Annotated in this window: 9 protein-coding genes; 3 read left to right on the forward strand and 6 right to left on the reverse strand. The window is 43.2% G+C overall.

The features are described 5' to 3' along the window. Both RIG66_RS05760 and RIG66_RS05765 read left to right on the forward strand, forming a co-directional pair. Nucleotides 1-741, forward strand: a complete 741-nt coding sequence (locus tag RIG66_RS05760; protein ID WP_446376056.1) for a pentapeptide repeat-containing protein — start codon at nucleotides 1-3, stop codon at nucleotides 739-741. Nucleotides 742-863: 122 nt separating this feature from the next. Continuing rightward, nucleotides 864-1,145: an AAA family ATPase gene (locus RIG66_RS05765; protein ID WP_446376058.1), complete on the forward strand. Its 282-nt coding sequence runs from the start codon at nucleotides 864-866 to the stop codon at nucleotides 1,143-1,145. A gap of 49 nt (nucleotides 1,146-1,194) precedes the next feature. Here the strand turns inward: RIG66_RS05765 and RIG66_RS05770 are convergent, their stop codons facing one another. The 6 genes from RIG66_RS05770 to RIG66_RS05795 form a co-directional block, all read right to left on the reverse strand. Beyond that, nucleotides 1,195-3,285, reverse strand: coding sequence for a SpoIIE family protein phosphatase (locus tag RIG66_RS05770; protein WP_446376060.1), 2,091 nt, complete (start codon nucleotides 3,283-3,285; stop codon nucleotides 1,195-1,197). 102 nt (nucleotides 3,286-3,387) lie between these two features. Further along, on the reverse strand, nucleotides 3,388-4,491 hold the full coding sequence (locus RIG66_RS05775) for a TRAP transporter substrate-binding protein (protein ID WP_446376062.1): 1,104 nt from the start codon (nucleotides 4,489-4,491) through the stop codon (nucleotides 3,388-3,390). A gap of 132 nt (nucleotides 4,492-4,623) precedes the next feature. Continuing rightward, nucleotides 4,624-5,673, reverse strand: coding sequence for a DUF1611 domain-containing protein (locus RIG66_RS05780; protein ID WP_446376064.1), 1,050 nt, complete (start codon nucleotides 5,671-5,673; stop codon nucleotides 4,624-4,626). After that, entirely contained in the window at nucleotides 5,657-6,730 is a 1,074-nt protein-coding gene (locus RIG66_RS05785) for a dipeptide epimerase (RefSeq protein WP_446376163.1), read from the reverse strand. The genes RIG66_RS05780 and RIG66_RS05785 overlap by 17 nt, the downstream gene beginning before the upstream one ends. A gap of 92 nt (nucleotides 6,731-6,822) precedes the next feature. After that, a complete protein-coding gene (locus RIG66_RS05790; RefSeq protein ID WP_446376066.1) occupies nucleotides 6,823-12,177 on the reverse strand; it encodes an AAA family ATPase in 5,355 nt (1,784 codons plus the stop codon). 459 nt (nucleotides 12,178-12,636) lie between these two features. Then, entirely contained in the window at nucleotides 12,637-12,978 is a 342-nt protein-coding gene (locus RIG66_RS05795) for a histidine triad nucleotide-binding protein (RefSeq protein ID WP_446376068.1), read from the reverse strand. A gap of 192 nt (nucleotides 12,979-13,170) precedes the next feature. On the opposite strand from RIG66_RS05795, the gene ebsA reads away from it, so the two are divergent. Next, nucleotides 13,171-13,542, forward strand: a complete 372-nt coding sequence (ebsA, locus tag RIG66_RS05800) for a type IV pilus biogenesis protein EbsA (protein WP_446376070.1) — start codon at nucleotides 13,171-13,173, stop codon at nucleotides 13,540-13,542.

Here is a 13,542-nt window from a genome sequence, read left to right on the forward strand (position 1 = left end):
ATGGATGCAAACGAATTTCGGTCACGTTACGCAGCAGGAGAGCGAAGCTTTCAGAATGCTGACCTGCGTGATGCCGACTTGCGTGATGCTGACTTGCGCGACGCTGACTTACGAGGGGCTGACCTTATGGGAGCTAACCTGCGTAATGCTGACCTCAGTGATGCTAACTTACGAGATGCCAAACTAATTGGAGCGGATCTCAGTAGAGCTGATCTGATTATTGCCACGCTCAGTAATGCGGATCTCAGAGATGCTAACCTCAAGGATGCGAATTTGATTGGCAGCAAACTTGGCGTTGCCAACCTGCGGTATGCCAATCTCAGTGGCGCTAACTTAAGTGGGGCTGAACTGAGTTGTGCGGATATGAGTCATAGCAGTCTGATGATTGCTTACCTGAGCGGCGCTAACTTGATCAAAGCGAATTTGAGTAACGCCGATCTCACAGGTGCTAATCTCAGTATCACCAATATGATTGGAGTCAACCTCACCAATGCTAATCTGAGTGGGGTTAACTTGAGTGGGGCGAACCTCATTGAAGCTAATCTCACAGAAGCTAAATTGAATGGAGCCAATTTAGGTCGGTCTAATTTAGCTTATGCCAAGTTAACGGCGGCGATTCTCAAAGATGCGGATTTAAGCGACGCCAATTTAGCCGGGACTGACTTGACAAATGTCAAACTTGATAGCACCAAACTAGAAGGGACAATCCTTGAGGTCACCTCTTTAAACTTAGTGGAATGAATTGGATAGTTCTCCCTCCGACTGTAGAGACGTAGCATGCTACGTCTCTACCATAAGATGCATCCTAACCGCTATGGCGATTGCTGCTATATTTGGGAAAATACAGATTTGCTACAAATAAAATGAATCAACCAATTCTTCAGTTTCTGGCAGCAAAAAATTATAAAAATCTACAATTATATCAGTCGAACTATCTCAATAATCTTAACGTCTTTATCGGTTCAAATGGTTCAGGAAAAAGTAATTTTATTAGTTGCTTGGAGTTCTTGAAAAATTGCCTAACAACTATTCCTGATGAAAGTCGAGGGGTTAGTAGTTTTGAAAATGCCGTTGCCCAAATGGGTGGGAATAAAATTTTAGCTGGGAACCTGGATAGTCCGGCAACGCCAATAATATGGATTTAAATCAAATAAGACTGGCAGAACCGAAAATAGCTGGGAGGGAGTATTTCATTTATTGTTGCTTCAGCACTAGCAATGTAATATCATCAAACACTTTCTGCTGACCAATGTGTCGCCGCACATCATCAATCACCGCCTGCTTAATCTCCTCCGCCGACTTTTGCCAATTTTGACTCACCACCTGACAAAGCTTTTCTATCCCATACTGAATCCGGTTTATATTTTCAGCTTCGGTAATCCCATCGGTATAAAGGACAATCCCATCACCCGGATTGAGTGGTACGAGAGTATGACGAATAAATTCGGAAATTTCATACTCCAAACCAATGGGAAACCCTAAATCTAGGGTGTCAATGCGTTCTATTTTGCCACCCTTTCGCACTACAATAGTTTCTTCATGTTGACCACTTATGCTGACTTGATTTTGGGCATAATTAAGAATCGCTAATGTCAAATTTTTGTCCGAGTTCATCCGTTGAACATTCTTATAAATAGTCCGATTAAGCGTATCCAGGAATCGAATCGGATCAGTTTCGCGAATTTCTTTAAGCGTGCGGACACCCATTTGAGTCATCAGCATTAAAATACCACTTTCGAGTCCGTGTCCAGTAACATCACCGATACCAATAGTGACAACACCGTCACTGTAGAGTACATCATAATAATCACCACCCACTTCATCTGCGGGTTCCATAAATCCAGCAATATCGAGTCTTTCAATACATTGGAGTTCCTCAGCTTTGGGTAGAATTAGATGCTGCATTTGACGGACAATATCCAGTTGAGCGCTCATGCGGAGGTTTTCGGTTTTCAGCTTCTGATTGAGCGCCTGAATCTCTTGATTCGCTGTCGCGAGTTGGGCAGTGCGTTCGGTAACTTTATCTTCTAAGGTGACAAAGGCGTGCTGAAGTTGTCCTGACATACGGTTAAATGAGTCAGCGAGTTCCCCCACTTCATCGGTTGAATTAACCGCCGCTTTAACACTCAAATCCCCCTCTTGGAGACGACGGGTCACGTCTGTTAGCCGTTTAATCGGTTCAGCAATTTGTCGGCGTAACCAAAATGCCATAGCGATGGCAAGGATTAAGGCAAAAATTCCCCAAATCAGCGTTTGCCATTGCGCTTGATTGAGACTGCGATTGGCTTTTTTTAATTCCTGAGCTAGCATCAATTGCTGGTCAGTAACAATTTGATCAAGCTGGCTCAACATATCTTCAGCTAGGGGTTCAGCTTGGGTTTTCAGTAAGAATAATTCTTGGCGATAGCGGTCACTTTCAACAATTTCAAACATTCGTGGGGGTAAACGAAAGAATTCGGTACGTCTGTTGGCAATTTCATCAAAGCTGGTGCGCTGTTTAGCCGTCAAAAATTGTTGTTTTGCTACTAACTCTTGCCAAGCATTTTGGTTGGCTTGAGCCAGAGCATTGTACTCAAAGCGAAAGGAAGGAGAACGAGTGACTAAGTAGCTTTGTAAAGCAGAGATGAGGAGAGCAAAACTACTTTGAAACTCAGCCATATCTCTGAGGAGAGCCGTGTTAGTAGCGGAAGGCGATCGCGTCTGTTGATCATCGAGCATTTCTTCTATCTCTCGCTGAATAATAATAATCGGTTTTTTCCCTTGGCTATCCAAGAGTTTTAAGGCGGGTTGATTTTCCAGCAAGTCATCTCGCAAGGCGATTAGCTGATCGGGGAGTTCCGACCAAATCTGATACGTTTGTTTCAGTTGACCGACGCGATCGCGAATATCAGAGGCGGAGTGGTTCGCCAGCGCCTCCATTTGGGCTAAATCGGCTTCAAACTTCTGTCTCGATTCCTGGTAGCGGTAGCGGTACTCCGGATCTCCCGTTGCTACATAAGCTCGCACCTGGGATAACATTTTCAGCAAATTTGCCTGGGCTTGGGCGGAGGCGAGGACAGTCGGAACTCGTGTATTCTGGGTTCGATTGATATTGACTTGAGCCTCTCGCCCCCCCAAATAATTTCGCCCAATCACCAGAAACGTCATCACAATTAAAATACCAAAGGCAATATTTAATTTTTGTCCAATTTTCCGATTACGCAGCTTAACAGCTAGTTTCCGACGGTTAGCTTGAAATCGATGATTGAGTAGTTTAGATTTAAAAGCATTCAGCCTGAAACTCACCGTATTAACCTCGCCCCATGTAATCGGGTTGAACTGATACCGAGTTTAAATTTTATAGTTTAGCACCTTTTACCCGAATCAATCCCGACTCAATCATTAATTTTAGCTAAAATCTTTAGGTACAAACTGCTCCAAACTCAATTCATTGATCCGATTCCACTGATAAATCTTACGGCGAAACGCTTTCCATTTATTATATACCTCTCTAAAGATTATATCTTGACGAGCATTTTCTTCCAAAAGGTCAACACTCACTTGATACGCCGTTTGTAATATCTCTTGGCTGTAGGATTTTAATTGGGTTCCACCCTCAACTAACCGTTTCAGCGCCTCCCCATTCGCTGCATCCAAGGCGGCTAACATCGTCAAACTCGTTTCCGTCGCCGCCGCTTGCAAAATTTGCTGATAGGCTTTCGGTAACGTTTGCCATTGCTGGCGACTCACGAGAATATCTTCACTCGCGCCCGGTTCCCACCAGCCTGGATAATAGTAATAGCGAGCGACACGGTGCAATCCTAGCTTCTCATCATCATGAGGATTGCGCCATTCGGCTGCCTCAATTCTACCCGTCTTTAGCGCCGCCAAAATTTCATCGCCCCCTAAGATAATCACTTTCGCCCCAAAACGGCTGAGAATTTGCGCTCCCCATCCAGGAATGCGAATTTTTAGTTCTTTAAAGTCAGTTGAACTATTCATTTCTTTGTTGAACCATCCGCCCATTTGGATACCCACAGCCCCAGCCGGGAATGCAATAATGCCAAAGTCAGCATAGAGCTGATGCATAATCTCTAAACCCCCCCCATAATGTAGCCAAGCATTCTGTTGGTACGTTGTTAGTCCAAAGGGAACAGAAATGCTAAAGATTAAGGTGGGATTTTTGTCCAGATAGTAAAGAGCGGTTGTATGCCCGCACTCAACCGTTCCCGCTTTAACCGCATCAAACACCTGTAGTGGGGGAACAATTTCACCCGCCGGATAGGGAATAATCACAAACCGTCCATTCGTCGCCACCTTCACTCGTTGACAAAGTTCTTCCACCGCGCCAAAGGTAATATCACTTTTGAGCCAACTGGTTGCCATGCGCCATTGAATCGTGGGTTGCGTTGGTGTAGAAGCCTCAGGTTGAGGAGTACTTTGAGTTGAGGCTACTGTGGTGAACCCTGCTGTTCCTAGCACAGCATTTTTGCAGAAGTTTCGGCGCTTCATCGTTAGAATACCCATTGAGTTTAAATGGAATGGTACTGACTTAAGCACTAAAGTTCTGACTACAAACCTCAGTTTTGCCAGTAAGATAGATTTCATGAGGATGTAACTCTAATCCACCAAATAGGGAAAATATTATAACGTTCCCATTACAGCATCAACCAATAAATCTGCCCCAAATCGCACCACATCCGTACAAGGTAAACCTGTCTCATCCTGAACCTGGGCGATCGCGTCTTGTGCTTTCTTCTCTGGCAAATGCCCCGTATTTAAGGCAATTGCCACGACTGGAATGGGTGCAAACGCCCCTCCCGCCCTAGCCACAGTTTCATAGAGGTGAATCACCTCCGGTAACGGTGGAATCATTACATCCTGACAATGGCGAATATGAGTTTGTCCAGCGCGATGAACTACTATTAACCCTGTCGGTTGTGTGCCTCGCATTAAGGGTAAGGTGGCTGTAGAACCGGGATGAATCAGTGAACCCTGTCCTTCTATGATTAATAAGTCATAACTATTACCAAATTTCATCACCGTATGTTCAACCGCACCCGCCGCAAAATCAACTCGAATCGCATCTAAAGGAATACCATCTCCAGCAATCATTAACCCCGCTTGACCCGTTGCCAAAAACTTAGACTTGATTCCCTTTCGACAAGCTGCACGATGGAACTCAATACTGGTAGACATTTTGCCCACACTCATATCCGTCCCCACGGTTAAAATCCGTTGACAAGAGAGCGATCGCGCTTGGGCTTTGCCAATCCCTAAATCCTGGGGTTCCTGACGAATATCCCAAATTTGTTGATTCGGTTGAAGTAATTCCCGTAATTCGGGATCAGATGCCATTGGCGTATGCAAGCCGTTATAAACGGAAAGTCCAGCCGCGATTCCCTGCTTAACTTCTTGCCACCAAACCTCTGGCAACCCTCCCCCCGATGGGGCAATTCCAATCGCTAAAATCGTGGGATTGTAGGCGAGGGCGGAACTCACCGAATCCACAATCGGCGCATTACAGTTAATTCCAGTTAATTCAGATAAAGACTCTCCCGCACAATCTTGATCAATCACCGCCACCACTGTCGCTTCGCTATATCGTAGCAGCGTTAATCCGGTTTTCCCCTGATCGCCGCGAATCCCTTCATGTAATAAAATAGCGACGCGCTGATCACTTGTCAGATACATGGCGCTGTACTCCCAATCCTGATAAATTATTTGGTATCAATCGTCCATCTTGCAGCGTCGCCCCGGTGAAAGGATCGTCGGCTAAGTTCAAATGGCTGTCTAAATCCAGATAATCGGCGAAAGATGATAAGTGAGAAGCGGCGGTATTAGCGAGGGTACTATCGGAATAGCAGCCATACATCACCTGTAACCCAAAGGCTTTGGCGGTATGTACCATCCGCAAGGCTTCGGTTAATCCACCGGATTTCATTAGTTTGATATTAATCCCATGAATGCAATCAGCGAGGGGCGGAATATCCGCACTGGTAAAGCAGCTTTCATCCACAAAAATCGGTAGAGGCGATCGCGAATACAGGTGAGGTAAATCCGCCTCTTGTCCGGCGGGAAGAGGTTGTTCGACGTATTTGACGCCCTGGGGGGCTAACCAGTCGCACATTTTTATCGCATCATCTACACGCCAACCGCCATTCGCATCAACGGTTAACTGGGCTTGGGGGGCGACATCTCGGATAGCTAATAGCATTTCGCGATCGGCTTCAATTCCGTCAGGGGAACCGAGTTTAATTTTAAGCACATTGCCCCCCGTAATCGGTATCCAATTTCGCACTCGTTGTTTGACGGCTTCCGGTGTACCAATTCCTACCGTGGCGGAAATTGGCACAATCCGGTGACGATTACATCCCCACAATTTCCATAAGGGAACACCTAGGTGTTTTCCTAACCAATCCTGTAATGCGATATCAATCGCCGCCCTAGCCGCCGATGGTGCATCCGCATCTGCCAAGACTCGTTCAATTTTCTGGCGTTCCCAGGGGGTATAAGCTTCTAATGTCGGTATCACTAACTCCAGTGCATCCAACAACATCTGAGTCGTTTGGGGAGGTTTAGTTAAGGGATGGGATGGAGTCGCGATCGCAAAGGGAGAGGCTTCACCCCAACCCTCTATACCCTGATGTTCTAGCCGCACCCAGATATTGGTGCTTTGGGAGGTTGTACCGCGACTAATGGTTAAGGGAAATCGCTTGTGAACAGTAAAAGGTTCTAGGCTAAGGCGCATAATCCAAGGGTGGTTTGGGGAAAAGGAAACCCATACTAGGTTATGGTACTGGAATTTCCTGATCTCAACCGGAAGCCGATGGGGTAACGGGCTTAAAGCTTGGCTTGACAGCGCTTCAGGTAAATCTGTGCCACGCGATCGCTTGAATTTTGCCGTAGACATTCCTCGAACCCCTGTGCCGCTTCTTTGTAGGCATTGAGGTTGTAGTAGGAACAGGCTTCTGTATAAGTTTGCAGGGTGGCTAACTTCTTGTCTTTAATATCAGGGAAATCAGCATCAAATACTTCGTAAACAATCACAAATTCTGACTTGCCTTTAACTTTCACCCTATCCACTTGACGAATATCATAATTTGTCGGATTTTGCAAGCGGGAAAATGTATGCTGGGAGATTAATAAAGATACACCATACTCTTTCGTCAGACTTTCAATGCGAGAGGCTAAATTCACCGCATCGCTAATCACGGTTCCATCCATCCGGTTTTGTCCGCCAACCGTTCCCAACATCAAATATCCTGTATTAATTCCAATGCCATTTTGAATAGGTTTATAACCAGACTTAACCCGATGTTCATTATAATCAGTCAGGCGGTGCAACATCGCAATTCCGGCTTTTACGGCATTATCCGCTTCACCGCTAAACAGCGCCATAATCGCATCACCAATATATTTATCAATAAACCCCTGATGTTCAGTAATGGCGGGTTCCATGCGGCTGAGGTAGGAGTTAATAAACTTGAAGTTATCCTCTGGCGTCATTTTTTCTGAGAGACTGGTAAATCCGCGAATATCGGAAAATAGTACCGACATTTCTAACTGAACTTGATTGCCTAATTCCACATCAACAATACTGTTTTTCTGTAAAAACTGGAGGAATTGATTTGGCACAAATCGCTCATACGCCTTGTTTAGTTTGCGGATGTCGGTAAAAAGTTGAGAATTTTGGATTGAGATAGCAGCTTGTCCTGATAAAAGTTTCAACAGTTCCACTCGTTCAGCAGTAAACGCTCCTGTTGTTAGATTATTTTCTAAGTAAACAATACTAACCAGTTGACCTTGATCAATTAGGGGAAAGCACAGAATTGACTTCGGCTGATTGTCTTGAATATAAGCATCATGGGTAAAGTTGCCTTCGCGGGTTGCATCATTTAATACCACACTGTCTTTTGTTCTGGCGACATAATTGACAATTGCTTGTGAGACAACCTGAGAGTTCGCTACAGGAATTGATTGTAACAGGGTTACTTGCTCTGAATCAATACTTCCTGTCGCTTCAATCAGTAGTTGTCCCTGATGTTCTAAAATTAAATATCCTTTTTGCGCCCCAACATTCTCAATCAGAATTTTCATCAAACTGGATAGTAATTTTTCCAGCACTATTTCCCCAGAAATTGCCTGTGAAGCTTTCATCACTGTGGCGATATCTAGATGTGATGTTGAACGACTGCCCGTTTGAGTTGTAACAATTTGATTGTCTTTGATTTCTGATTGATTGATTGATTGATTGATAGATAATAACTGGGAATATCGCGTTTCTAAATCTTTGACCTTAGCCTTAGCGCCCCATCGCTGATACCAGTAACGCGCCTCTTGCATATAAGCTCTGGCAATTAGTTCTTTTCCTTGAGACAGATAGAATTTGGCAGCGAGTTCGTAAGCGAGAGCAGCTTCATTAATATAGTCGTTTTCTTTGGCAAGAGCAATGGCGCGATCGTAATAATCTGCTGCTAAGAAATCTTTACCCAAAACCCGATATCGTTCTGCCTCCACAAGATAAAATTTGTGTAAGTAATTGATTCTTGAAAAGTTTGACCATTTTTTTATTTTGTTTATATTTTTGCTTATTATAGACAAATCTCTATTATTTTTTATACTACCTAACAAACTTGTTAAGATTAAAGAGTAGTAAAAATAAAACTGAGAAAAAGCTACTGTTCCTATAGCTCCATCTAAATATTGTTCTGCCAATTTCGCATAGTGATAAGCTTTTCTGTACTCTTCAAACAAATAAAACAATGTAGTTTTATGTAAAAATAATCTATAAGCTGCACTTCTATCTTTAGATGTCAAATAAAAAGGCAACATTTGTTCTTCATCATAATATTTTCCGATTAAACTGCATGGATTATCGGACAATCCTAGTAAATTAAGAACTACTTGATAATTCATTTTATGCACAGTCAAAATTGTTGGTTGCTTGAGTTTATTTATTATACTGCCATAGCAAGCCATCTCCTGTTCAAGTTGCACCAAATTTATCCCTATAATGTAGGAATGATAAGAATATAGAAAGGCTGCGTGTGCCGCAAAGGAAAAGTTTCCATTTTCTATTCCACTCAAATAAGCTTTTTTAAGTGAGTACAATGTTTTATTGATAGATTCTTTCCAATGTACTATACCTGCATTGACTATAGTTAAAACTTGAGATTCAAGTTTACTTGAATTGAATTTGCTAAATAGACTTAAAGCTAACTTACCAAATCGATAACCAGACTCAAAATCTTCCTCTATTCCATTGATTAATTGTGCATAACAAGCATACCCAAATGCTGATGAAGAAGTATTACCATATTGAATTGATAAAATGACTTGTTGACATACAATCAGCGTATATAAGTTAGGTAAGGATCTAAAGGTTGCACTCTGTACGCTAACTAAAATACGAATAGCTGCTAATTTAGAAGGATTTGTCATTGTAGGCAGATCAATTAATTTTTTATGGCTTTTCAAGCACAAAGCAATTTTAGTTTTTTTCATAAAAACAAATGCATCAATTTTATTGGGATTATTTGGCAAGTAAATTCCAAACTTTTCTAGGAATTTTATTGCTGTATTGATTGCTAGCTCTAGTTTATTTTGATTGGTTAATGCGATAATTTTTATTTCAATGATGCTGCTGCTATCTAAAATATTTTTTGCATTTTGCAGCACAATTTTAATGAATCTATTCATCTTTTCAAAGTCACCAATGAGATAAGTAACCTCTGCGGCTTCCTTATAAAGTGCTAATGCCAAGCAATACTGAAGTTGCCAACCATTTTTTTTTAGCAATTTCATCCCAAATTTCAGGTAATTAAATCCTGAATGATATGCTGCTGAAGCTTTCGCTTTCTTCCCGGCTTGTAGATTCAATTGAGCCAGTTCATTGCGTTCTGACTGATTCGATATAAGTTTCTTGCCTAAATTAAGTTGATTAACAATCTCAAAGAGTTTTGCTTCTCGCCTTTCTTTCGGAGTGTTTTGCAGCAGTAGTTGTCCAATTTGCTGATGAATGACTGGCTTGTGTTCTTCGGAAATTAACGAATACGCCGCTTGCTGAATTCTGTCATGAACAAACTTATATTCAGGAGGTTGGTAATTGGTAGATTCACTCTCGATAAGCGCTAATTTTACATCTTCCCGACTTCCTAGAGGTATAACCAAACTCGAAGCAACAGCTCCATGTAATTCATTGGCTGTATCTTGCAGCGATTTTTCACAACTGCTTGCTAGGGTTTTGAGGTCAAACTGATTACCAATACAAGCCGCTATCTTTAAGAGGTGTTGTGTACTTTCTGGCAGCTTTTGAATTTTACTCGCCATCAGTTCAACAACATTGTCTGTGAATCCTAGTGAGTTAATTTGTTCTAAATCCCATTGCCATTGTCCTTTCATTTCTCCATTACTCAGGGTAGAATAGGTGAATTCCAATAACCCTTCTGTATAAAGTGACGTGAGAAACTCATTCATAAAGAAGGGGTTTCCGCCTGTTTTAAAATCCACCAATTTAGCCAGCGATTTAGCCCTGTCTTCAGAGCAGTTGAGGGTATCACAAATGAGTTGAGTAACGGTAGGTAAATCTAGGGGAGACAAAGAAATCTGATTGACAATTGACCCAGCTTTGGTAATCTCCTCTAACATTAGCATTAGCGGATGTGCTGGAAACACCTCATTGTCTCGATACGCGCCAATTAAAAATAGTCCAGGTGACGCAGCGGACATTAACACTTGGATGAGTTTTAAAGACGCACCATCTGCCCATTGCAAATCATCAATAAATAAGGCGAGAGGATGGGAGGTATCAGTAAAAACGTTGATGAAGTTCTGAAAGACTAAATTAAATCGATTTTGTGCTTCTGTCGCCCCCAGTTCTGGTATTTCAGGTGGCTTGCCAATAATCCATTCAACCTCTGGAATGACATCAATAATGACTTGTCCATTAACGCCTAACGCCGACAAAATTTTCTCTCGCCATTCTTGAAGCTGGGCTTCCGGTTCGGTTAACAGTTGTTTGACTAATTCCTGAAATGCATTAACAATTCCACTGTAGGGAATACCACGCTGATACTGGTCAAACTTACCGGAAATGAAATAACCGCGCTTTTGGGTAACGGGTTTGTAGAGTTCTTGTACTAAAGCAGATTTACCAATTCCTGAGTAGCCAACAACCAACATCACTTCACTGCGTTCTGACACTCGCTCAAAAGCACTAATTAATTGTTCAATTTCACGTTCTCTCCCGTAAAGCTTTTGGGGGATTTGAAATTTATCGGGACTATCGTGACAAGCGAGGGGGAAATTTGAGATAATACATTTTTCGTGAACTTGACGCTGGCATTCTTCTAAATCGGCTTTGATTCCCAAGGCACTTTGATATCGCTCCTCAGCGGTTTTTGCCATTAATTTCATGACAATCTCTGAGATGATGGTGGGTAAAGGTGCATCGTCGTAGGGCGCAGGTTGGTTCAAGGGCGCACGTCGGTGCGCCCCTACGAGTTCGTGGGGGGGTATGGGTTGTTTCGCTAGATGACAATGGACTAACTCCAAGACATCCGTGGTTTCAAAGGGGAGTTTTCCGGTTAGCAGTTCATAAAAGGTAGCACCGAGGGAATAGAAATCTGTGCGGTAATCGAGGGAACGATTCATTCTCCCGGTTTGTTCCGGTGACATATATGCCAATGTACCTTCCAACACATTCGGGTTTTTCAGAGTTGGCGTTTCCCGTGATAACACCGTAGAAATGCCAAAATCAATCAGTTTTAGCTGTTTCGTGTTGGGATTGTAAACAATATTGGCAGGGTTAATATCTTTGTGAATAATGTTAGCGGCGTGGACTTGAGCTAAACTTGTGGTTGTCGCGATCGCAATCTGTAAAAAGTCCTCTAGGGTGAAGGAATACTGATTCATCCACTGTCTGAGAGACTCACCCCCAAAGTCTTCAAAGACAATGACTAAGGTATTTTGATAGGGTTCCAGACTCAGGGAACGACATACCCCTTCTAAATTAAGGTGGTGAGTCAAATCATACTCTTGCCTATAGCGAACTAATTCTTCCGGTGTAGGATAATCTTGTTTCAGTAGTTTGAGGATAACTGGTTGACTATCTTGAGTGCGGATAGCGCGGTAGACGAGGGAATTAGCGCTTTCGTAGACTTGCGCCTGGGTTTGATAGTCAGGGAAAACCAGCATAGGGTTTGACTAGGGGTAAGAGTACAAAAGCATGAGGGGAAGAAATTAATTCTCTTTTTTTAGCACAATTAACAAGCAACAACAATCCTCAATAGAGTAGTACTGACTTAAGCGGAATATCGCTGACTTTTCTGTCAGGGTTCGCGGAGTCCTGAGCGAAGCGAAAGAACGGCAGCGAAACATCTGGTAGAGATTCTTCACTCAGCTATCGCTCCGTTCAGAATGACAGACTCTGACCATGCGAAGTATATAAACTTATTGGGTAAGTCTTTGAACCCGTTTTAACGGGACGCGAGCTTTTAGCCCGTAGACGTGGAGCGGCTTCTATTAATTCAGGGCTTAATTCTTTGTTGTTTTACGGTAATGTTATATTTTGTCACGTTATTCAAAGAATCTTTACGAAATTATCTTCCTGCACCCCTCCGCCCCTCCGCACCTCCACCCCCCACACCCCAACTTTTAACCGGGGGGCCAGTCCATCTGGCGTCCGCCTAAAATGTGTAAATGTAGATGATCCACGGTTTGACCGCCATCAGCACCGTTGTTGATCACCACCCGATACCCTTGATTCAAACCCACTTGTTCAGCCACTCGCTTGGCGGTTAACAGCAGATGCCCCATGAGGGCGTGATCGTGGGACTCCGCCGCCGCTAGCTGGGGAATCGGTTGTTTGGGAATGAGCAGAATATGAACGGGGGCTTTGGGTGCAACATCCTTGAACGCTAGGACTAGATCATCCTCGTAAACAATGTCAGCCGGGATTTCCCGACGGATAATCTTGCTAAAGATTGTCTCACTCATGGCTTATCGCGGTTTTAGTCTAAATGCTTCATTAGAAAGTAGCATACAGGAACCAAAACCACCTAAGATCGAGATAGAGTAAACAATTTGGGAGAAACCTCTCTAATTCAACCGCATCGGTTTTCTATAATTTATTAGCCTTCAACGAGAGTGCATGGCATTCTCACTATTGGAACAAGACGTTAGTCAGCTATGTCTATCGAGAAACTTCAGCCTGCTGAAAAAGCCGCCGTCGGTGTCTACATGCCTTATTATCAAGGCGCTAAGCGCAATGCTCTCCCTCTGGCGATTAGTCTGTATCAACAGGGATCGTTAGAAGGGAATCGCCGTATTGAAGGCGGTGAGAGCATTCCTTTTGTGGCAACCTGGTTTGTCTCTAAACTCCCTTCAGAACCCACTCGCTGCCGATTACAGTTTGACGGCAATGCGGAACTGAGTTATGAGGTAACGTTGCCGAATTCTGAATTTATTAACTACTTAATCGAAGTGATTTTGAATTTCAAGCGTACCCGCTTGACGGATTTTTCCCAGACGTTTTATCGCAAACTACTACGTGACGAGTAA

Origin of the sequence: Coleofasciculus sp. E2-BRE-01 (genome assembly GCF_040221695.1) — a bacterium.
Lineage (GTDB): Bacteria > Cyanobacteriota > Cyanobacteriia > Cyanobacteriales > Coleofasciculaceae > Coleofasciculus.

Coding starts and splice junctions, on each gene's coding strand:
- RIG66_RS05760 (WP_446376056.1), top strand. CDS start 1: ATGGATGCAAACGAATTTCGGTCACGTTACGCAGCAGGAGAGCGAAGC.
- RIG66_RS05765 (WP_446376058.1), top strand. CDS start 864: ATGAATCAACCAATTCTTCAGTTTCTGGCAGCAAAAAATTATAAAAAT.
- RIG66_RS05775 (WP_446376062.1), bottom strand. CDS start 4,491: ATGAAGCGCCGAAACTTCTGCAAAAATGCTGTGCTAGGAACAGCAGGG.
- RIG66_RS05780 (WP_446376064.1), bottom strand. CDS start 5,673: ATGTATCTGACAAGTGATCAGCGCGTCGCTATTTTATTACATGAAGGG.
- RIG66_RS05785 (WP_446376163.1), bottom strand. CDS start 6,730: ATGCGCCTTAGCCTAGAACCTTTTACTGTTCACAAGCGATTTCCCTTA.
- RIG66_RS05790 (WP_446376066.1), bottom strand. CDS start 12,177: ATGCTGGTTTTCCCTGACTATCAAACCCAGGCGCAAGTCTACGAAAGC.
- RIG66_RS05795 (WP_446376068.1), bottom strand. CDS start 12,978: ATGAGTGAGACAATCTTTAGCAAGATTATCCGTCGGGAAATCCCGGCT.
- ebsA (WP_446376070.1), top strand. CDS start 13,171: ATGTCTATCGAGAAACTTCAGCCTGCTGAAAAAGCCGCCGTCGGTGTC.